General features: G+C 37.1%; 21 protein-coding genes and 1 tRNA gene. 12 read left to right on the top strand and 10 right to left on the bottom strand.

Features of this window, described 5'->3' with window-relative positions; translation table 11 throughout:
• Positions 1–48 precede the first annotated feature (48 nt).
• Genes B9N66_RS01505 through B9N66_RS01480 form a run of 6 tightly spaced genes read left to right on the top strand, consistent with a single transcriptional unit; the run spans position 49 to position 7182 of the window.
• A complete protein-coding gene (locus tag B9N66_RS01505) occupies positions 49–2241 on the top strand; it encodes a hypothetical protein (RefSeq protein ID WP_087579598.1) in 2193 nt (730 codons plus the stop codon).
• On the top strand, positions 2238–2684 hold the full coding sequence (locus B9N66_RS01500) for a hypothetical protein (protein WP_087579597.1): 447 nt from the start codon (positions 2238–2240) through the stop codon (positions 2682–2684). Before B9N66_RS01505 ends, B9N66_RS01500 begins: the two co-directional genes overlap by 4 nt.
• Position 2685: 1 nt before the next feature.
• Positions 2686–3810: a zonular occludens toxin domain-containing protein gene (locus tag B9N66_RS01495; RefSeq protein ID WP_087579596.1), complete on the top strand. Its 1125-nt coding sequence runs from the start codon at positions 2686–2688 to the stop codon at positions 3808–3810.
• Positions 3758–5023: a type II secretion system protein GspD gene (locus B9N66_RS01490; protein WP_180382044.1), complete on the top strand. Its 1266-nt coding sequence runs from the start codon at positions 3758–3760 to the stop codon at positions 5021–5023. The genes B9N66_RS01495 and B9N66_RS01490 overlap by 53 nt, the downstream gene beginning before the upstream one ends.
• Positions 5024–5074: 51 nt before the next feature.
• Positions 5075–6289 (top strand): replication endonuclease, encoded by a 1215-nt coding sequence (locus B9N66_RS01485; protein WP_087579595.1) that lies wholly within the window; start codon positions 5075–5077, stop codon positions 6287–6289.
• 2 nt (positions 6290–6291) lie between these two features.
• Entirely contained in the window at positions 6292–7182 is an 891-nt protein-coding gene (locus B9N66_RS01480) for a tyrosine-type recombinase/integrase (protein ID WP_087579594.1), read from the top strand.
• A 67-nt stretch (positions 7183–7249) separates the two neighbouring features.
• Here B9N66_RS01480 and B9N66_RS01475 read toward each other — a convergent pair.
• From B9N66_RS01475 to B9N66_RS01435, 9 genes are all read right to left on the bottom strand, one after another.
• Positions 7250–7340, bottom strand: a tRNA-Ser gene (locus B9N66_RS01475).
• A gap of 124 nt (positions 7341–7464) precedes the next feature.
• Positions 7465–7689: a helix-hairpin-helix domain-containing protein gene (locus B9N66_RS01470; protein ID WP_087579593.1), complete on the bottom strand. Its 225-nt coding sequence runs from the start codon at positions 7687–7689 to the stop codon at positions 7465–7467.
• Between the two features lie 89 nt (positions 7690–7778).
• A complete protein-coding gene (gene pyrF / locus B9N66_RS01465) occupies positions 7779–8459 on the bottom strand; it encodes an orotidine-5'-phosphate decarboxylase (protein WP_087579592.1) in 681 nt (226 codons plus the stop codon).
• On the bottom strand, positions 8456–8851 hold the full coding sequence (nusB, locus tag B9N66_RS01460; protein WP_054196158.1) for a transcription antitermination factor NusB: 396 nt from the start codon (positions 8849–8851) through the stop codon (positions 8456–8458). The genes pyrF and nusB overlap by 4 nt, the downstream gene beginning before the upstream one ends.
• Position 8852: 1 nt before the next feature.
• Complete coding sequence (gene ribH, locus B9N66_RS01455; RefSeq protein ID WP_021090940.1) at positions 8853–9323, bottom strand: 6,7-dimethyl-8-ribityllumazine synthase; 471 nt, start codon at positions 9321–9323, stop codon at positions 8853–8855.
• An 11-nt stretch (positions 9324–9334) separates the two neighbouring features.
• Positions 9335–9658 carry a DMT family transporter gene (locus B9N66_RS01450; RefSeq protein WP_087579591.1) on the bottom strand — a complete coding sequence of 108 codons (324 nt, stop codon included), beginning with the start codon at positions 9656–9658 and terminating at the stop codon, positions 9335–9337.
• Positions 9655–9984, bottom strand: a complete 330-nt coding sequence (locus B9N66_RS01445) for a DMT family transporter (protein WP_087579590.1) — start codon at positions 9982–9984, stop codon at positions 9655–9657. Before B9N66_RS01445 ends, B9N66_RS01450 begins: the two co-directional genes overlap by 4 nt.
• Complete coding sequence (gene kdsA / locus B9N66_RS01440; protein WP_087579589.1) at positions 9974–10780, bottom strand: 3-deoxy-8-phosphooctulonate synthase; 807 nt, start codon at positions 10778–10780, stop codon at positions 9974–9976. The genes B9N66_RS01445 and kdsA overlap by 11 nt, the downstream gene beginning before the upstream one ends.
• A 10-nt stretch (positions 10781–10790) precedes the next feature.
• Entirely contained in the window at positions 10791–11681 is an 891-nt protein-coding gene (locus tag B9N66_RS01435; protein WP_087579588.1) for a DMT family transporter, read from the bottom strand.
• 152 nt (positions 11682–11833) lie between these two features.
• Here B9N66_RS01435 and der point away from each other — a divergent pair, with 152 nt between their 5' ends.
• The 6 genes from der to B9N66_RS01405 all read left to right on the top strand — a co-directional run bounded on the left by der (position 11834) and on the right by B9N66_RS01405 (position 19300).
• The gene (gene der, locus B9N66_RS01430; RefSeq protein WP_087579587.1) at positions 11834–13222 is read left to right on the top strand and encodes a ribosome biogenesis GTPase Der; all 1389 of its coding nucleotides are present in this window, start codon (positions 11834–11836) and stop codon (positions 13220–13222) included.
• On the top strand, positions 13203–13724 hold the full coding sequence (locus B9N66_RS01425; protein ID WP_087579586.1) for a shikimate kinase: 522 nt from the start codon (positions 13203–13205) through the stop codon (positions 13722–13724). The genes der and B9N66_RS01425 overlap by 20 nt, the downstream gene beginning before the upstream one ends.
• A gap of 534 nt (positions 13725–14258) precedes the next feature.
• A complete protein-coding gene (gene trpS, locus B9N66_RS01420) occupies positions 14259–15221 on the top strand; it encodes a tryptophan--tRNA ligase (RefSeq protein WP_087579585.1) in 963 nt (320 codons plus the stop codon).
• Positions 15222–15233: 12 nt separating this feature from the next.
• On the top strand, positions 15234–15674 hold the full coding sequence (locus B9N66_RS01415) for a hypothetical protein (protein ID WP_021090475.1): 441 nt from the start codon (positions 15234–15236) through the stop codon (positions 15672–15674).
• A 9-nt stretch (positions 15675–15683) separates the two neighbouring features.
• Positions 15684–16928, top strand: a complete 1245-nt coding sequence (serS, locus tag B9N66_RS01410; RefSeq protein WP_087579584.1) for a serine--tRNA ligase — start codon at positions 15684–15686, stop codon at positions 16926–16928.
• Positions 16928–19300, top strand: a complete 2373-nt coding sequence (locus B9N66_RS01405) for a tetratricopeptide repeat protein (protein WP_087579583.1) — start codon at positions 16928–16930, stop codon at positions 19298–19300. Before serS ends, B9N66_RS01405 begins: the two co-directional genes overlap by 1 nt.
• A 44-nt stretch (positions 19301–19344) precedes the next feature.
• Here B9N66_RS01405 and B9N66_RS01400 read toward each other — a convergent pair whose 3' ends face one another.
• Positions 19345–20592: a DUF2920 family protein gene (locus tag B9N66_RS01400; protein WP_087579582.1), complete on the bottom strand. Its 1248-nt coding sequence runs from the start codon at positions 20590–20592 to the stop codon at positions 19345–19347.
• Positions 20593–20613 lie beyond the last annotated feature (21 nt).

The raw sequence follows: 20613 nt of genomic DNA, 5'->3' as shown, positions 1-20613 counted from the left end.
TTATAGGAGATAAATATTTATGAATAAAAATTTATTTAAGGATTTTGTATGAAATTTCTAATTAGATCTTTCATTTTCTTATCTCTTTTATACTCTCTTGCTTTTTCTAAAAATGGCGATAATGGCCTTTATGATGTTATGCGTGATTATAACTTGCCCAGCACATTTGTTCCAGCTGATGCTAAATTTTTAAAAGGTGATAATCTTATTGGCTTTAGAATGCCAGTTTGGGATTTATATGAAATTATTTCTGTTACAATTAGGCGAGACGCTTATTATTTTGCTGGTTCAAAAAGTCCTGGATTTTATAGAGATTCTGGTTATTCACTTTATTATATAGGCGGTCCTGCTAAAACTGGTCGCTTTGTTCAGCGTGGCGGTGCTGGCGATTATGAATATTATGCTGCTTCTGATAATCCAAAAGACCCTGTTTTTACTTATTATACTTTTCTTGAATTTAATACTAAATCCGTTGCTAGATGTAAGCTAAATCAAGAATTTAACGTTGACACTATGCAATGTGTTGATCCTTGTCCAGTTGGCCAAAAATGGGACGTTGAAAAAAATGCTTGCGTTGATTCTTGCCCTGCTGATCAAATTTTTAATAAAGAAACTGGTAAATGTGAGCCTAAACTTAAACGTCCTGATTGGTGTCCTTCTCCTATGATCTACAATGAAAGAAAAGTAGAGCTTCTTTTAAGAGATACAACTGTTGAAGAGTGTCTTCCTGATCCTAACATTGATAGGGATAAGTGTAAATCATTTGGCATGGTTTATCATGATTGTGCTGATCTTTATGGTCTTGAATTAACTGCTTGTATGAGTTTCCCTGAAGGTTGTTATACAACTTCTACCCTTCATAAACTTGAAGCCGAACAACAGCTCGAAAGTGATCTTTTTCTTATGGGCGGATTTATGATCCCCTTGCCTATTAATGCTATAAAAAATGGTCTTACTTCTTTATCTAATTTTTTTAGAGGTTTGTTTGCTAGTGGCTCTAAAGCACCTAAGATAAATTTATTAGAGTATAGACCCCAAATAGTTGATATTAAAGCTACTAAGGCTGGCCCTGAGCCAGTTTTTGATTTTAAGCCAGTTGATGATTCCGCTATTGCTTTAAATAATACCTTTAGACAAACTGGCAAGATTGATTCTGCTGCTTCAACTTCATCAAATATTATAAAATCTCCACAAAAACTAGCTGATGTTTCTCCAAATTTAAGAAAATTTGATCTTCCAAAAGACGCTTCTGTTTCTAAAATTGAAAACAATACTATTGTTACCGCAAAGCTAAAGGATATGTCTAAGCCTATCCCCACAAAAGAAATAACTGTTCCAAATCAAGTTAAAAATATAAATCTTGATTATGATCTAAATACTATGTTTAAGACTTCTGATAAGCCTACTCCAAATTTGCCTATGACAATAAAGCAAACTAGCAATGCTGGCAATAAAGCAACCTACAAAGGTAATATTGTTACGCCTGATCAAAGTATTATAGATGTTGATGTTGTAGAAACTACCACACAAACTGGTTCAAGGGTTCAAGATGTAACTTATTCTTATACTTATAAAACTCCAAAAGGTAGTAGTAAATTTTCAACTGGTTATGTTAATACTATTGGTTCTGATAATAGAGTTAATAATTCTATTCCTAAAGATGGTACGTCAAGTTCAGGTGGTAACTCGTCTGGTTCAGGTAATGGCGGTAGCGGTTCATCTACTACTACACCTACCCAGCCCTCCCAGTCTATTGATTTAAGCTCTTTGGAACGTGCTATTAGTCAAAGTAATTCAAAGCTTGACTCTATCAATGAAAATTTGACAGCTATTAAAAATCAACAGCAAGAGCAATGGAATTATGATCCTAATATTAATACTGCTACTTCTTTTTCAGCTTTACAAAGCGAGCTTGCTAAATTTGATGTGTCTGTTAATGACGCTTTTAATTTTTTAAACAACTTTAAAAGCGATATTGACAATTTAATGAATAATTTTAATGAGTCATTAGAAATTTTTAATAAAGGCATTGAAACTCCTGATATTCCTAAAGGTACTTGTCCTTTTACTATTAGCGGTCCAACTCCTGGTAGTCAGAAAAATAATTCATTTGTGATCGATCCTTGTCGTATTGTTACCCCTTATAGGTCTATTCTTACTCTATTTTTTACGATTTGGTTTAGCTTTGAGATCATTATGTTTTCTTTGAAATATCTCTTTAGAGTAGGCGGTGAATCATGAAATGGTTAATTGGTGCTGTTGGCGGTTTTATAGTTAATTTTATTGAATTTATAGTTAAGAAAATTGGTATAAGAAATACCATTTTAGCCTTTATTGTGCCTATTTATGCTTCTTTTGTGGCTTTTCTTATTGCATTTGCCGGCTATGCTATTTTATTTATTATGAAAATTTGGAATTTACTAAGAGAATATATCCCTAAGATGTTTGATTATGGCTCTAGTGTTAGCGGTTCTTTTGGTGGCTTGCCTAATCAAACTGTTTTAAACTCTTCTATGGAGTTTTTACATCAAAGTGGTCTAGCTTCTGCCTTTTCAACTGCCATTACTTTATTTATATCTATTCTTAGTCTTTTCTTTGCTCTCCAGCTTTATAAGGTAATCTTGTATGTTAGAGCCAACATTACTAAGATCATAACTGATCTATTAACATTAATGAGTAGATAAAATGCTTAGTTTGATCATTGGTCCGCCACGTTCTGGAAAAACATATAAAGCTGTTCATATAATAAACGATGAGTATGAGCTACATTTAAAAGATGAATCAAAGTATAGATTTATTTATACTAATATTAATGGCTTAAAATTTGATCATTTTAATGGCTTTGTAAAGCAATATGATAAGAATGATTTTCTTACTGCTGTTAGTCAAGAATATACGCTTAGCTCTCAATATGAAAATGGCTTTTTAGATAATATAGATAATTATGATGAGTATGCTTTAAAAAATGGCATCTATGAAAATTATCATCATTGCTTGATAGTTCTTGACGAAGCTTACAACACCTTTACTAAAACATTTAACGATAGCTTGGGTAGGTTTTTAAGTTATCACGGACATTTTGGCATTGATATTATTTTTTTATTTCAGTCTAAACGTCAGACAAATAGAGAATATTTAGTTCATACTGAATTAATGTATATGGCCCAGCCTAGTGGCAAAAGGCTCTTTAGTAGTCTTTTTAAATATAAAGTTTATAGCACTTCGTCTAATTTTAATTATAATCTTATTCGCTCTGAAAATCTAAAATTTAATCAAAAGGTTTCAGATTTATATAGTAGTGGCTCAAAAGAAATTTATAAAAGCTATGCGACTAAAAAAATCTTATTTTTATTAGCTTTTATAGTTTTTTCTTATTTACTTTATAAATTTTTAGAGCCTAAGCATGAGCCAGATCAGTCATCTAGTCAAGATACCAGGTTTGTTGATTTAAATACTTCTGATTCTAAAGCACCTAAGACAATTTCAAATAGCGTAGATAATTCAGACATAAACACCACTATTTTTAATAACAATAGAATCTATCTAAAGATAACTTGCTTTCCAAATGGTTGTAAATTTAGAAATTACGCCATTGATTTATCTTTAGATAGCTTCTTACAACTTCTTTCTTTCTCAAACTGCCATATATTCTTACAAGATAAGAAGTCAGGCAACTACATTGATTATTTTGTTTCTTGCCATGCGGATTTTGAAAGGGTTTTAAAAAGCTTAGAAAATTCATCACAAGGGTTTGCAAATGAAAAATCTCCAAAGACTGATTCTAGTCCTATGCTTCCTACTCTCAAGTAGTTTATCTGCCTTAGAATATCGTAACATTACCTTTAACGATTTCTTAGGCGAGATTAGTTCTATAACTGGCAAAAATATTGTCATTAGTGGTAACGTTGATACTAATTTTGACGTATTTTTACCTACGCTTGATCTAAGCAATACTGATACTTTTTCTAAGTTACTTAAAGATATTTTAAATGTTAATGGTCTTGATTATTTGATACAAGATAGTGTCTTGTTGATATATAATCCAACCGTTGAAGATAAGCCAGTATTGAATGATTATATAATCAAATTTAAGCACGTTTCCAAAGAAGATGTTGTATCTGCTCTTTCTTTATTTAATGAAAACATAAAATACACTGTTTATAGTGATAGGATACTGCTTATTACTACTGAAAGTCAGTATGAGATTATTAATAATCTTATTAATGGGCTTGACACTAGCTATCAATTAAGGCAACTTAGCTTTACAATTATTAGCACGGATAACACAAAACTTAAAGAAATTGGCCCACGTATAGAATCACTTTTAAATCCACTAGATCATTTTTATTTTAAAATTATTACCAACGTTCTTACGGTCGATAGCACCAAAGTCAATAAAGATTCTGTCACCAGTCTTATAAATTTACTTAAAGAAAAGGGCGTATCTGATCTACTTTATAATCCTAGAGTTACCCTTATTGATAATAAAGATAGTGTAATTGAGAGTGTTATAAAGACCCCTATTCAAAAATCATCAATCGAAATTCAAAACAATCAAAGAATGACTACAAATCAAGTCGATTATCAAGATGTTGGCTTAAAGCTTTATATTACAAATGTCTTAATTACTAATGATAGCGTTAGCTTTACTTTGGATTTATATATAGAAAGTTTGCTTGATGATACATTGACTCCTAGAATTTCTAGTAGGCATCTAAAAACAAATGTATATCTTACTGATTCAAATTCTTTTCTTATTGGTGGTATTAATAGCAAAGAAACAATAAAATCAACGAAAACTATTCCCTTTGTTGAAAATATTCCTATTCTTGGCGATATAACTACATATAAGAGCGAAAAAACAACTGATTATAGTTTTAGTATATTTATTACAATGCTTCCGTCTGAAAAAGATATTTTTTCTGAGTTTTATTATGATCCAAAAGATAAACACCTTGCCTTAGAACGCTACTTGACGAGCGCAGCGCGCAACGCAAAAGGGGCCCCACGTAGTGGGGAATGAGCGTGCGCTCTTGGCTATATATAATATAAGTGTGTAACCTAAAGGAATAAGATGTATGGAATTAGTGAAACTGATAAAATCTTTTTAAAAACCAAACTAGAAAATCAAAAGAAATTTCTTGATAGCAATTTCTTTATGATAAATGGCGAGTATGTCCCTTACTCAAATTTTTATTTTTCTAGCTGGCATAACTCGAATAGATACATTGCGGAGCTTAATAACCGAGTAGCTAGCCTTAATGATTATGCTCAAAGTCAAGGGCTTTGCCCTATCTTTGCAGTTTTTACCTTGCCTAGTGAGTATCATAAACAAAAGCTTATAACTCTTAAGAGTGGCAAGAAAAAGCTTGTTTATAATAAAAAGTATATCGATGATGAAAAGCATAGCGTTAGCGCAGGAGCTAGCAAGCTTCAAGCCTTAGTTAGAAGTATTATGAATTCATTGCATTTTAGGAGCTTATCACAAAATCAAAGATGTTATATAACTACTAAAGAACCGCATTTGGACGGAACTTGTCATTTAAATTTGCTCGTCTTTGTCCCTAAAGAAAATTTGGATAAGTGCGTTTCTGCTATTAAAGATCGTTTTTTAGATACTCATAGCAGAGTCGAAACTGATATTAAAAATGCTACTTCGTATGTTATGAAGTATATTTTTAAGACTCTTGACGATTTACGCCAAAATCCTGACTTGGATAATTTGACCGATATAAGCTACTGGTATTTAAAGCATAAAATTAGACGTTTTACAATGTCAAAAACATTTGTAAGTCTTGAAATTTATAGAAAACTAAACGGCAGTATTGACCTAATATCTCTTACTAAAAATTATAACAAAGGCTTGGTTACTGTTGTCGTTGATCCTGATACCAGGAAGCCTTTAAAAATATTTGATGAATTTGGCGAACTTTGGCAAAAGACTAGAATAATTAAAGATAGCAACACTATTAAACGGTATGAATATGCAAGCGATGAAATAAAGAGCTTTGGTAATTCTCTAAATCAAAGGCAAATTTTAAAGCTTTGTGATGAGCTTTTTAAAAGCGATGAAAAGCCTAAACCAGTAAGCAGAATGAAAGATTATGAATTAGTTAATTACTATCAAAGCTTGGGTGGCGATGTAAATGCCCAGCATTTAGCCTATGTTGAAAATTTAATGCTTGATAGGAATTTAGATAATTTCACACACTATCATGAAAGGCATGATTTAAATGCCCCTGATATTGATAGCTTTGTAGATAGACTTTTGATTTGTAATGAGTTTTAATTATGCAAAATGTTAAATTTAAATACTATGCCGATTTATATCTTAAGCTTGGTAAGTCTGAATGGAAATTATCGACGTATTGCAAGAATAAAGGCATTGTAAAAAATAGGTTAAATGTTTTCTTTGATTTAGATATTTACGAAATAAAGCCCAGCGTTATTCGTTTATGGCTTAATTCTATACAAGACGTTTCTAATAAAAGCAAAAAACATTATTTGAATTCTCTATCTATGATCTTAAAGCTTGCCTTAGAGGATGAAATAATTGATAAAAATCCTATTATACATATTAAAAGCATAGTCCATAAAACACCGAGAATAGAGCCTTTTACTAGCCAGCAAGTAAATGATATTCTAAGATTATCTACTAGATATAATGATAGATTCCAAATTTTTTTATATATTGGCTTTTTTACTGGCATGCGGACTGGTGAGATATTATCTTTAAAAATAAAAGATGTTGATTTAGAAAATAGGGTTATAAATATTAATTCTACCAGGTCCAGATTTGGCGAGAATACACCTAAAACAATTTATTCAATTAGAACTATACCTATCTTGGATAATTTGTATAGTAAGCTTAAAAAATATATTGAGAACTATCAAGACAATATTTATCTTTTACAAACGCAATATAATGAACCTTACAGAGATACTGGCGTTTTTACTTCTGATTTTTGGAAGCCTATATTACATGAGTTAAATTTGCCATATAGGCGGCTTTACAATATGCGACATACTTATGCTACTTCTATGCTTTATGGTAATTATGTTACTCCAGTAGAGTTATCAAAGCTCTTGGGCCATTCCACTCCTAAAATGATTTACGATGTATATGTAAATTATCTTAATTCAAACTTAAAAGATTTTAAGCGAGATATTTCAATTTATTAATCTGGGTCGTCAAAGGGATTTTTTATTTTTAAAAAATTGTTCTTAAATGTCGTAATTTAGGGATTTGTGGCGGACAGAGAGGGATTTGAACCCTCGAGCCCCGATTAAGAGCTGCACCCTTAGCAGGGGTGTGGTTTCAGCCACTCACCCATCTGTCCATAAAAAGAAATCGCATTATAATTGAAGGCCGCTGATATCTTGCTTAAATTTATATTTCGCAATTGCAGACCTTAGATAAAAAATCTAAAACAAAAATTTATAAATTTAGTCCTTCCAAAGCCACTATTTTAACTTGGCTTTGTCTAGGTGCGGCATATTTGCATAGTAGCAAACCATACGGTAAACATAGAGGATACACCTATCGCTGTCGCGTCCGAGCGCTTTTGTGCGCTCAAACATCTCGTCCAGATCTGCGCCCTTTAACGAAGCAATGTCTGTGTAGCCGAGTGCCAGCAGATCGGCCTGCGTCGCTTCGCCAACATAGAGGATTTTCTTAAAATCACTCAAATTTAGCTCCTCACTTCGCTTTGATGTCATCTTCACGCAACATTTTGTAAAAAAGCTTAGTTAAAAACCACTTCACACAAGTTCAAATTTTAAATTTGCTCCAAAATTCGTTCACAAATTTCTCTTGGATTTGCGTTTTCATAAATTGGCCTACCAACAACGATAAAATCACTGCCCTCTTGCTTTGCACTCACTAAGTTAGCTACTCTTTTTTGATCTCCAGCACTCTCTCCAAAGGGCCTAACACCGGGACAAAGCGTAATAAATTTCTCGTTTGTAACATCTTTGATGAGCTTGCTTTCAAAAACAGAACAGACCATTCCATCAAGCCCTGCTTCAAAGCTCATCTGGCTAAATTTTCTAACCGAGCGAGCAAGCGTATCGTTATAAACCATTTCAAATTCACTCTCGTTAAAGCTAGTCAGTGCCGATACTGCGAGCACTAAAGAACGGCTCCCAAGACCAGCTAGCCTATCCATAACTGTCTTCATCGCGCGCTCACCAGCGCTAGCATGCACATTTATCATATCTACACCTATTTTTGAGACTACTTCAGCCGCATCTGCCATCGTATTTGGTATGTCATAAAGTTTTAGATCAAGAAAAATTTTAAAACCTTCAATCCCTTTTAGCTCTTCTATAAATTTTGCCCCATCCCTAAGATAGCTTCTAAGTCCCACTTTTAGCCAAAGATCAAGCCCTTTTAGCTCGCGAACAAGGGCTAAATTCTCTTCACGACTAGCCATATCAAGTGCAACACAGAGCCTCACAGATCGCCCTTTAGCTTATCAAGTACGCCATTTATAAATTTTGGTGCCTGATCACTTCCAAGTTCTTTCGCAAGCTCGATCGCTTCGTTTATGATAACTGCTTTATCAGTTTGGCTAAATTTCATTTCATAAAGCCCAAGTCTAAGGATGGCTAGTTCGGTTGCACCAACCTTGCTAAAATCGCCGTCTTTTAGATATGGCTTTAAAATTTCATCTAGTTTTTCTTTATTTGCGAGCACCTCTTTAAAGGTCTGCTGCGCCTCATATTTTCGCTCGTTTCTTATCTTTTTTTCTTCCAAAAATTCCTCTTCAAATGTAGCAGTTACCGGATTTATCTCGTTTGAGTATAGTAGCGAAACGACGGCCTGCCTGACCTGATGACGAGTCGCCATTTCACGCCTCCAAATTTTTATATAAGCTTAACATCTCGATCACGCCCGTCATCGCCTCAAAGCCCTTGTTTCCGGCCTTTGAGCCCGCTCGCTCGATGGCTTGCTCGATGCTATCGACCGTTAGCACGCCAAAGGTCACCGGCTTGCCGTATTTTAGCGTGACGTTTGCGATGCCCTTGGTAGTCTCGGCGCTCACGTAGTCAAAGTGAGGCGTAGAGCCGCGGATCACCGCTCCCACGCAGCAAACTGCGTCAAATTTACCGCTAGCTAGCGCCTTTTCAAGCGCCATCGGTATCTCAAACGCGCCTGGCACCAAAATGAGGCTCAAATTCGCCTCGTCGCCGCCGTGACGCAAAAACGCATCCCTCGCGCCCTCCACCAGCCTATCGGTGATGATGTGGTTAAATCTAGCGCCTACTATGGCGACCTTCTCGCCGCCTTTTAGAGCCAAATTTCCTTCGATTATTTTCATGATTTCTCCTTTTATATTATCTTTAACATTACCGCGCTTAGCGTTATTAGCGATAGATAAAACGCCTTTTGCGCACTCATTTTTTCGCCGTTAAAAATCACTCCGACGCCCACGGCTCCAACCGCTCCGATACCCGTCCAAATCGCGTACGCTACCGACATCGGCATCGCCTGCATCGCGTAGCTCAAAAGCCAAAGCGAAATGGCGAAATTTGCAACTAAAATCAAAAAATTCGCCGCCTTTTTCACGCCTAAGCTTTTTTGAAATTTAGTTAGAAAAAACACGCCCAAAACCTCGCAGCACCCGGCCGCCAAAAGAGCTAAAATATGCGTCAAGATTTTAGCCTTTTTAGCCCCAGTACGCCAGCGATCAGCGTCGCTATGAAAAATAGCCGCAAAGCATCTGGCATCTGGCCGCTTGAGCTGTATTCGCTAACGCTTTCGGCGACCACGATAAAAAACGCTCCAAATCCCACAAATGCGGTATATGCAACGCTAACGGGCAAGTATTTCATAGCCTTCATAAACGATACGAAGCTAACGCAGACTAACGCGGTAGTAAGCGCGAATCCTACGACATCTTGGGCGTGTTTTAGCCCGTACGCCCAGCCGCACTCGGCGACCGCGCCGCCTAGCACCCACAAAAAGCCCTTAGTTTGCATCGCCTAGGGCGTCTTTTATCTTAAAAATTTGAGTGATATTTGCGTCTAGTTCGTCTAAATTTAGCATATTCGGTCCGTCGCAAAGCGCCTCGCAAGGATTAATATGCGTCTCGTAAAAAAATCCGTCCACGCCCGCAGCCGCCGCAGCTCGCGCCAGATACGGCACGAATCTCGCGTCGCCGCCGCTTTTCTCACCCAAAGCCGACGGCATCTGCACGCTGTGAGTCGCGTCGAAAATCACGGGCGCAAACTCCCTCATCAGCACCAAATTTCGCATATCTACGACTAAATTTCCGTAGCCAAAGGTGCTGCCTCGCTCCGTTAGCCACACTCCGTTTTGTTTAGCGACATCGTACCCGTCGCCGCTAATACCCCTTGTTTCTAGCACTTTTTTGACCGAATGCTTCATTGCAGACGCCGCTAAAAACTGCCCTTTTTTGATATTTACCACGGCTTTTGTCTTAGCCGCGGCTACGAGCAGATCGGTCTGGCGACACAAAAACGCCGGGATTTGCAGCACGTCGGCCACTTCGCCAACAGGCGCGGCCTGGTAGCTCTCGTGGATATCGGTTAAAATTTTAAAGCCGAATTCCTTTTTTACCTTAGCTAAAATTTCGCACCCTTTTTCAAGTCCGGGCCCGCGAAACGAGCTTATACTCGTGCGATTCGCCTTATCAAAGCTTGATTTGAAATAAAAATCTATCCGCTTATCTTCGTTAAATTTAACTAGCCTTTTTGCCACGTCAAAAACGAGCTGTTCGCTCTCGATGACGCAAGGACCTGCTATTAGTATCATTTTTTCTCCTTTATTTTTCTTTCAAAACTAAAATTCCACTCACTATTACTAGTAAGATGCCTAAAAGTGCCGTTTGATTTGGCAATACATCGCCCATAAAATAGCCAATTATAAGCGTAAAAATGACGTCTGCGTAGCTAACCGCGGCGATCACTCCAGCCTTTTTGCCAACCGCAAACGCCTTTGTCATGTACGACTGAAAAAAATATCCACTAAGTCCCATTAGCAAGATAAAAATAACGTTATACCAGCTTGGCATGCTAAATTTTGAAAACAAAAAATCAAGTGGCTCATAGGTGAAAAATTCTGCCAAACCCATGCAAATAAGTGGCAAAAACGAGCCCCAAAGCATAAAACTTAGCACGATAACATTTGTACCGTAACTCTTGTTTAGCTCCTTGACGCTTGTGTAGGCAATAGCCGCTCCAAGACCACTCCAAATGCCGATGATATCAGTCTTGCTTATGCCTAAATTTGGCTGGATAACAAGCAAAATTCCCCCAAATCCCAAAAATACAGCAAACCAGCCAAGTGAGCTTAGACGCTCTTTGAAAATAAAAGCTGCAAGGATAGCTGTAAAGATTGGATTTGTCTTTTGAAATGTAAAAGCTGTGGCCAAATTTACATGAGCGACATTGTAAAAAAAGGCAAAAAGTGCGACCGTACCCACAAAACCACGAAACATTAGCAAAAAAAAGTGTCCACCAGCTTGCTTAAATGGAAATCTATAAATGGCATAAATAACGATAAAAAGGCCTATTAAATTTCTAAAAAATACAACTTCGATAGATGGCATATCTTTGCTAAGATACTTTGCAAATGCGCCAGTAACGGCAAACATAAAGCAAGCAAAAAGCATATAAAAAATACCAAGATGCGAAATATAAAACCTTTTTAACATCACAAGACCTTTAAATTTAAAGTAGCCATTTTAATGAAAAGTGGCTTAAATTTTGGTTGATTTTTTCTTTTATTTTGGCGCCTTTAAGCAAATTTTTATACTTTATATAAGTCAAAAATTTGTATAATCAGCCATCACGAAAAGGACAAAATTTGCAAAAAGTAATATTAGTAGGCAAGCCAAATGTCGGCAAAAGCTCACTTTTTAACCGCTTAGCTGGTCGTCGTATCGCTATAACAAGCGATGTTAGCGGCACGACAAGAGATACGAACAAAGCTAAGATCGAGGTTGAGAGCAAAGAGTGCATATTAATCGACAGCGGTGGCCTTGATGATAGTAGCGAGCTTTTTAAAAACGTAAAAGCAAAGACCTTAGCAGAGGCTAGAAACTCAGACGTCATCTTATACATGGTCGATGGCAAAATGATGCCAGATGACGAGGATAGAGCCATTTTTTATGAACTTAGCAAGCTAAATTTACCAATCGCACTCATCATCAACAAAATAGACAGCAAAAAAGACGAACAAAGAGAGTGGGAATTTGTAAGCTTTGGTGCGAAAAATGCCTTTGGAATTTCCGTAAGCCACAACACAGGCATAGATGAGCTTAGTATGTGGCTAGCAAAGCATATAGAAGATAAAGTACAGATAAAGGCCGATACGAGCGAAGATTTTGATGATTTTTTAGAAAACTATAACGACGAGGGCGAGCTAAGCGACGAGATAGACTATGAAAGCAAAAACATTAGAGTTGGTATCATAGGCCGCGTAAATGTCGGCAAAAGCTCGCTTCTAAACGCTCTTGTAAAGGAGAGTCGCGCTGTCGTTAGCGACGTGGCAGGAACTACGATCGACCCAGTAAATGAAATTTATGAGCATGATGGCAGGGTTTTTGAGTTTGTTGATACTGCTGGTATTAGAAAGCGTGGCAAGATCGAGGGTATCGAGAGATACGCACTGAATAGAACTGAGAAAATTTTAGAAGAGACAGACGTAGCTCTACTCGTGCTTGATAGCTCTGAGCCACTAACCGAGCTTGATGAGCGTATCGCTGGCATCGCCTCTAAATTTGAGCTTGGCGTCATCATCGTGCTAAACAAATGGGACAAAAGCAGCGAAGAATTTGACGAGCTTTGCAAAGAGATAAAAGATAGGTTTAAATTTCTCTCATACGCGCCGATTATCAGTGTTTCGGCACTTGGTGGTAAAAGAGTGCATAAAATTTACCCGCTCATAGTTGAAATTTATAAAAACTACACTCAAAAAATCCAAACTTCAAAGCTAAACGAAGTGATCGGTGAAGCGACCAAAGTACACCCACTGCCACGAGATAAAGGCAGGGTTGTGAAAATTTACTACGCAGTGCAGTTTAAGACTGCACCTATCATGATAGCGCTTATAATGAACCGCCCAAAATGCCTGCACTTTAGCTACAAACGCTACCTGACAAACAAGCTTAGAGAGAGTTTTAACCTAACTGGCGTGCCTATCGTGCTAATCCCTAAAAAACGTGGAGAGAGCGATGAAAACAAAGAACAATAATATCGTTTTGATAGGGTTTATGGGCGTTGGCAAGGGCACGACTGCAAGGGCGCTAAGCAAGGCGCTAAAGACGATGAATCTTGACTGCGACGACTTGCTAGAGAGCTCGCAAAACATGAAGATAAAGGCTATCTTTGAAGAGTACGGAGAGGAGTATTTTAGGCAGCTTGAAAAGGATCTGGCTAAATTTATAGCAACAAATGTCAAAAATGCAATCATCTCAACCGGTGGGGGCTTTGCGAAGGTTAAAAATTTAAAAAAAATTGGTACCGTGATCTATCTAAAAGCTAGTTTTGATGCGATCATGCAAAGGCTAAAAAATAGCAAAAATAGCGAGAAAAAACTCGCCAAACGTCCGCTTTTAAGTGATCTAAAAAGAGCCGAGGCGTTACATCTGGAGCGAGAGGAGCTTTATGAGAAAAAGGCTGATTATATTGTTGAAGTGGAGGACAAGACCCCAAAACAGATCGTAAAAGAGATAAGGATGCTTTTAAAAATTTAGTTGTAAAGTAGCGTGATTGCTGCTTGCAACGATAAATTTTTAAGATCAGGCTAAATGGCTATCTGGCGTGGTGTTGAAATTTTGAGTCTTTGAGCTAAATTTAACGTTTTGTAGTTAGAAATTTTATCGAAGTATCGTAAGATGATTTTTTTTGCTTCACTTTGTTCGCAACACTAAAGCGACGAGAGTTGTGTGATAAAAATTTTAAGATTAAGCTGGACCAAAAAGTCTAACGTGATGTTAAAATTTAAACGTTTTGGCAAAGATTTTTTTGTTTAGGCGAGGCAAAATTTTGTTTTTAAGCGAAGGCTAGACGCATGGTCTACCAGTTAAATTTTAAGATTAGATTAGATACAAAAACTCTAATGTAACGTTAAAATTTAAAAAGTATTTTTGGCGAAGTATCGCGAGATGATTTTGATAGTTGTGTAGAAATTTTAAGCCGAGGCTAGACAAATAGTCTGCCGAAAGCTTAAAATTTCAAATCTCTATCAAAAGTGCTCACGAGAAAAAGCCAAAATTTGAAAGGATAAGATGAGAGTATTAACCGGCCTCCAACCCTCCGGCAAACTACACCTTGGTAACTACTTTGCCTCGATAAAACAGATGGTTGATATGCAAGAAAAAAACGAGATGTTTATGTTTATAGCAAACTACCACGCGATGACAAGCCTTAGCGAGGCCAAAGCCCTAAAACAAAACACTTTTGAGGCTGCATGTGCGTTTTTGGCACTTGGGATCGATCCAAATAAGAGCATATTTTGGGTGCAAAGTGATGTTAAAGACGTGCTTGAGCTTTACTGGGTACTAAGTCAGCACACGCCTATGGGGCTTCTTGAGCGCGCACATAGTTACAAAGATAAAGTCGCAAAAGGTCTTAGTTCGCACCACGGACTCTTTAGCTATCCAGTTTTGATGGCAGCTGACATTTTGCTTTATAATGCGCAGGTCGTGCCTGTAGGCAAGGATCAGATCCAGCACGTAGAAATCGCTCGTGATATCGCGATAAAATTTAACAACGAACATGGAGAAATTTTTACATTGCCTGAGGCGAAGATCGATGAAAATGTCGCCACCGTGCCTGGCACAAACGGTGAAAAGATGAGCAAAAGCTATGGCAATACAATCGACATCTTTGCCGATGCCAAAACGCTTAAAAAGCAAATTTCTAGCATCGTGACTGATGGCACACCGCTTGAAGAGCCAAAACAGTGGCAAAACTGCAACGTCTATAATATCGCCAAACTTTTTTTAGATGAGAGTGGACAAAAAGAGCTTCAAGCTAGATATGAGCGTGGTGGCGAGGGTCACGGGCACTTTAAAGCTTATCTAAATGAGCTTATTTGGGGCTATTTTAAAGATGCGAGAGAGAAATTTGAGCATTATCAAAATAATCCTGGCGAAGTGTCTGAAATTTTAGAAATAGGAGCCAAAAAGGCAAGTAATGTTGCTCAAACAACAATAAAAAAAGTTCGTGAAGCAGTCGGAATTTATTAATAAAGGAAAAATATGCAAAATTTATATCCATACGCACAGATAGTTCATCTTTTCTGTGCAATCATCTTTGTTGGTTACCTCTTTTTTGATGTAATCATTTTTAAGGCAGCTTGTAAAAAAATGCCACCTGAGCTTGCTCAAAAGGCAAAACAAGCTATCGGTTCAGTTGCTATTAAGATAATGCCACTTTGCATCTTGCTTTTGGTATTAACTGGAGGCATGATGATGAGTAACTGGGTCGGATCAAAGGCTGGAGGCTACTTTGAGACAAATTTACAAATCATTTTTATGATCAAATTTTTCTTAGCGATGCTAATCGTAGCTGCGGTTATAACAAATTTGAGCTGCAAATTTATATTTAAACGCCCTAGCCCACTTGGCAACATACATCCATTTGCGCTAACAGCGGCAGTTTTTATCGTACTTTTTGCAAAAGTTATGTTTATGGTTTAAGGATATAGGATGATAAATTTAAAACTACTCGAGACAAATTACGATGAATTTGTAAAAAAACTTGAGGGAAAAAATGTAAAAGCTCAGCTGATTGACGAGCTTTTACAAACTTTTAACGAGCTAAAGCAAAAGAGAAAAGCACTTGAAAATTTCCAAGCGATCCAAAACGCAAAAAGTAAAGAGCTTGGCATAAAGGCAAGAGCTGGCGAAGATGTAAGCGAGCTTAAAAATAAGCTAAATTTAAACAAAGCTGCACTTGCTGACGCTGATGAGATCGTTAAACAATATGAAGAAAAGCTTGAGCAAATTTCATTTAACGTGCCAAATATCACCGATGATGATGTGCCATTTGGTAAGGACGAGGACGATAATGTCTGCATAAAAACGGTGCTTGAGCCAACTAAATTTAGCTTTACACCAAAAGAGCACTGGGAGCTAGGTGAGAGCCTTGGTTGGCTTGACTTTGAAAGGGGCGCAAAACTCTCAGGATCTCGCTTTACCGTGCTTCGTGGCATGGGAGCAAGGCTAAGTAGAGCGCTTGTTAATTACATGATCGACTTTAATAGCGCGCGAGGCTTTGAGCTTGTAAATGTCCCTTATCTAGTAAGTTCAAACACACTTTTTGGTACTGGTCAGCTGCCTAAATTTGAAGAAGACCTTTACAAAGTGCGTGACGAAGACCTCTACCTCATCCCAACTAGCGAAGTGCCTGTGACAAATTTATACAATGACACGATCATTGAAGCCGAGCAGCTGCCTATAAAGATGACTTGCTACTCAGCATGCTTCCGCCAAGAGGCAGGCTCAGCAGGACGTGATACTAGAGGTATGATCCGCCAGCACCAGTTTGAAAAGGTCGAGCTAGTAAGTATCACAAAGCCTGATCAAAGCGAAGACGTGCTAAATGAAATGGTAGCGTGCGCAAGCGATCTACTAACTAGCCTTGGACTTCCTCACCGCCATATGCTTCTTTGCAGTGGCGATCTTGGTTTTAGCGCGGCAAAGACGATAGACCTTGAGGTTTGGCTACCTGGTCAAGGTAAATATAGAGAGATTAGCTCTATTTCCAATACTCGTGATTTTCAAGCAAGGCGTGCAAAAATTCGCTTTAAAGATGGCAAGAAAAATATGCTTGTAAATACCCTAAATGGCTCAAGTCTAGCTGTGGGTAGGACTCTTATTGCCATCATGGAGAACTACCAAAAAGCAGATGGCACTATTGAAATTCCAGAAGTTCTTAAAAGGTATATGTAGTGGCTGAAGAAGAGGTTGTAGTTTTAAAACCACCTGGCGAGCAAGCAGAGCAAGAAGCGCCTGAAGAGGCAAAAACTGAAGCGCCTGAAGAGATCGTCTCGCTTGAGAGTATCGCAAGTGAAGGTGTGCTACAAGATGAGAGCATCCCAGAGCCAATCCCTGTAAAAAAGAGCAATAAAAAGCTCTTTATAATAGCAGGTATGGTCGCTCTAGTACTTATCATTTTGATAGTGGTTTTGCTAGTTATCTTGCTAAAGAAAGACAAAAAAGAGAACATAGATACTGTAAGTATCGTAAAAAATATAGAAAATAACTACCAAACGCAAAATTTTGGCGCTTCAAAGATCGATGAAATGATAAATAAAGCCAATCAGCTTTATGAGCGTGGCAATAAATTTGAGGCTCTAAAAATTTATGAAAACGTAGCTGTTTATAACCAGTCTCTCTCAAACTACAACCTCGGTGTTTCGCAGATGAAACAAGAAAGATGTGATGAGGCGATCGTATCTTTTAACAAAGCTATAACCGATAGAGAAAACACAGCAGTTAGCGCCATAAATGCTGCCGTTTGCTCACTTGAGCTAAATAACACTAAAAATTTTAACTACTATATAGGACTTGCTGATTCATTTTTGCAGTATGAAAACAACTCGCCACTTTATAGCTATTACTACGCGCTTATAAACTACTATAAAGGCAACTATTACGAGGCGCTTCAAGCACTTTCTCATCCAAATACTGCAGATTATAAAAACGAATATGCCTATTTAAGTGCAAAAATTTTATCGCTTCTTGGAGATGATGAGAGAGCAATAGCCAAACTCGAGGGCCAAAAGGCATTTAAGGCCGACTTCACGCTAGCACAGCTCTATGCAAGACTTGGCAAATACGATAAAGCAAGGGATTATCTAACAAAAGCTTCTAAAAATACGCCAAATATCGATCTTATCAAGATGACTGAGGCGCTAATCGATCTAAAAACTGCTGACTACGGCGATGCAGCGGCATTTATCAAAGATGTTTACGACTACAATGCTTCTTTACCAAGCAAAATTTATAAGATAAAAACGATACTAAAGCCTGATCTTTTTGATGTCAGCCTAGCTCAGGCACACTTTAGTGATGATATGTTTTTTGATAGAACAAGGCGCTATGAGACGCTTTTTTACTTCGCACCTTACAAGGTCTTTGATGCAAAACAGAGCATCGAGCAGATAAGAAAAGGTGGCGTTAGCGTCTTTCTAGACGACACCTCAGCAGCAAATGACTATCTTAGCCAAAGTGCGGCTGCTTCAAAAGTAAATGCAAAACTTAGCGAAGCTATTGCAAAAGCACTAAGCTACCGCTTAAAGGAAGCAAATAAAGAGTTTGAAGAGCTAGCCAGTACTTATCCAAATCACTCTATCTTACAATACAACCTCGCCTTAAGCTACGCTCAGCTTGGAAATTTTAGCCTTGCAGCAAAGCACTTCATAGCAAGCTATCATCAAGATGTAAATAACCATCTTTCAGGTATTTTTGGGGCGATTTGTCTAGATATAAATAGAAATTTAAACCCAAAGCTTATTGAAGAGATCGGCGAAAATTTAGAAAATGACAAGAGTTTAAAGCCTGTAAATTTATATGCCTCGCTTCTAAGCCTGATTAGCGGCAACCAAAGTGCGATGATAAGGTGGCTTGAAGAGCCAAAAGAGCAGACAATGCTAAATTTAGCCTTTGATATCATCATCGCAAAAATAACAAACAATGATGAGCTAATGGTAAAAAAAGCTGATGAGCTACTAAAAATTTTGCCAAATGATATTATTGCAAATATCTTAACTTTCATCTCGAAAAACAAAGAGCAAAATGTCAAAGAGTATGCAAAAGCGATACAAATTTACTTTAATGGCAAGCAGCTTGATTCAAACGCTTTCTATCACGGCGCTGACATCATCAAAAAGCAATACATCAAGCTACTTCAAATTTCAGGCTTACTTACAAGAGAGCGTGATAAGTTAAGAGCCGAGCTAAAAAATGCTCCAAAGAATATAAATTTGATCCAAACTCTAGCCTATGTCGATATCTTTACAAACGACTTTGATGAAAGCTATAAACTTTATAATCAGGCAATCGATGAGTTTAAAGTAAATGACGCTAGCACATTGTTTTTAGCATCTGTGGCCGCGACAGGAGCTGGAAAAGTATCAAACGCAATCGCGCTTTTAGAGCTAACAAAACTAAATGATGCTAGTGCTATCGAAAATAGAATAGCTCTTGGCCTAATGTATCAGCAGATAGATAATATAAAAGCAGCTCTTATACAATACAGCAAAATAGGAAATGTTGAGTATGAAAGCGAATTTTATGGCTTTGAGATAGATAATGACTGATAAAAACCAGGTCTTTATGCGCCTGGTTTTAACTATTTTAAATACTAAGCAATATCTAAAATTTCAAGATTTATTTGATCTAAGACTTCACTAAATTTATAGATCGTATCGCCGCATTTATACTCAATACTCTTGCTGCTCTTTTTATTTTTTTGAGATAAAATTTTCTCCATCATACTGGGAAGCTCTTTTTGTAAAAGTAGTTTATAAGACATCCCCATTCCATGTGCTAAAGACTTTATAAATTTGCCATCAACCTCACTCTCATCTTTTATCATATGTAGTGTTGCATCAAATTTAAGTTTCTTAAGAGCCTCGTAAAGCTCGATTTTATCCTTTGCTGGAGCTATTTCTTTATCACAAATACAGTGATAGCTAACGTAAATTGGCTTTTCATAGCAGCTTTGAACATTTAAATGATCTAAATTTAGGATATTTCTTATCTCTTCTCTTGCGTCAATAAAATAGTATGGTGATTTTTCATTAAGCGTCCAGTAGGTCTTATCAAAAAAATAAAGATATAAATTTTGATACAAAGTGTCGGTACCAAAACAAAAATAGTTAGTAAAATTTATCTCTTTACCAAATCCAATAAGACGCCATAAAAATATGGCATAAGAGCTATTATCTATCACCGCATCAACTAGCCATGGAGCGATCTTAGCACACATATGTGCCAGATATCCACCATGTGAGCTGCCTACCATTATCACTGGCAGATGTTCAAATTTGGCATTATTTATATATTTTTTTGTATAAAGTACAGCATTTAGCACATCCATTGCTTGCATAACGCCAAAATTTTGATATTCATTTTTTGTTGGCACTATCGTAATGCTAGCATTTAGTCTAAAATCAGCCGGCAAAATACCTCTCTCTTTTCGAATAGTAATCTCTTTGCTGAGAAATTTAAGTAGCAAATCAACCTTCTCGTGGCAGTCGATACTTTTTAGATCAATTGGTAAATTTATACCTATACTTGATAGTTCTCTTGTTAAGATTTCGCGATCTATATCATCAAGCCCAAATTTCGCCCCAAGCTGTGGGCGGTTGCCTATGCAGTGATAATCCACACTAATACATGCAGCATCATAAGTCTCTGCCATAGTCTGCATAAGGTTAGCCCTATATCCAAGGTCAGAGTCTTCTCCAAGCCCAGGGATAATAACCAAAAGAGCTTTTGCATCCTTGGCATTGTCATAACATGAATAAAAGGAGAGAGGAGAGCTTCTTTTTATACCAAGTTCAATATCATCACAAGATGAAATTTCATAGCTTCCATCAACTAGCATTTAAATCCTTTTAAATTTACT

Origin of the sequence: Campylobacter concisus (genome assembly GCF_002165775.1) — a bacterium.
GTDB classification, from domain to species: domain Bacteria; phylum Campylobacterota; class Campylobacteria; order Campylobacterales; family Campylobacteraceae; genus Campylobacter_A; species Campylobacter_A concisus_E.
This window is presented reverse-complemented; position numbering and strand designations above follow the sequence as displayed.

What these genes read in the sequence shown, in the direction of transcription:
- B9N66_RS01505 (WP_087579598.1), top strand. Translation starts at nt 49, where the DNA reads ATGAAATTTCTAATTAGATCTTTCATTTTCTTATCTCTTTTATACTCT.
- B9N66_RS01500 (WP_087579597.1), top strand. Translation starts at nt 2,238, where the DNA reads ATGAAATGGTTAATTGGTGCTGTTGGCGGTTTTATAGTTAATTTTATT.
- B9N66_RS01495 (WP_087579596.1), top strand. Translation starts at nt 2,686, where the DNA reads ATGCTTAGTTTGATCATTGGTCCGCCACGTTCTGGAAAAACATATAAA.
- B9N66_RS01490 (WP_180382044.1), top strand. Translation starts at nt 3,758, where the DNA reads ATGAAAAATCTCCAAAGACTGATTCTAGTCCTATGCTTCCTACTCTCA.
- B9N66_RS01485 (WP_087579595.1), top strand. Translation starts at nt 5,075, where the DNA reads ATGTATGGAATTAGTGAAACTGATAAAATCTTTTTAAAAACCAAACTA.
- B9N66_RS01480 (WP_087579594.1), top strand. Translation starts at nt 6,292, where the DNA reads ATGCAAAATGTTAAATTTAAATACTATGCCGATTTATATCTTAAGCTT.
- nusB (WP_054196158.1), bottom strand. Translation starts at nt 8,851, where the DNA reads ATGGCGACTCGTCATCAGGTCAGGCAGGCCGTCGTTTCGCTACTATAC.
- ribH (WP_021090940.1), bottom strand. Translation starts at nt 9,323, where the DNA reads ATGAAAATAATCGAAGGAAATTTGGCTCTAAAAGGCGGCGAGAAGGTC.
- B9N66_RS01445 (WP_087579590.1), bottom strand. Translation starts at nt 9,984, where the DNA reads ATGCAAACTAAGGGCTTTTTGTGGGTGCTAGGCGGCGCGGTCGCCGAG.
- kdsA (WP_087579589.1), bottom strand. Translation starts at nt 10,780, where the DNA reads ATGATACTAATAGCAGGTCCTTGCGTCATCGAGAGCGAACAGCTCGTT.
- B9N66_RS01435 (WP_087579588.1), bottom strand. Translation starts at nt 11,681, where the DNA reads ATGTTAAAAAGGTTTTATATTTCGCATCTTGGTATTTTTTATATGCTT.
- B9N66_RS01425 (WP_087579586.1), top strand. Translation starts at nt 13,203, where the DNA reads ATGAAAACAAAGAACAATAATATCGTTTTGATAGGGTTTATGGGCGTT.
- trpS (WP_087579585.1), top strand. Translation starts at nt 14,259, where the DNA reads ATGAGAGTATTAACCGGCCTCCAACCCTCCGGCAAACTACACCTTGGT.
- B9N66_RS01415 (WP_021090475.1), top strand. Translation starts at nt 15,234, where the DNA reads ATGCAAAATTTATATCCATACGCACAGATAGTTCATCTTTTCTGTGCA.
- serS (WP_087579584.1), top strand. Translation starts at nt 15,684, where the DNA reads ATGATAAATTTAAAACTACTCGAGACAAATTACGATGAATTTGTAAAA.
- B9N66_RS01400 (WP_087579582.1), bottom strand. Translation starts at nt 20,592, where the DNA reads ATGCTAGTTGATGGAAGCTATGAAATTTCATCTTGTGATGATATTGAA.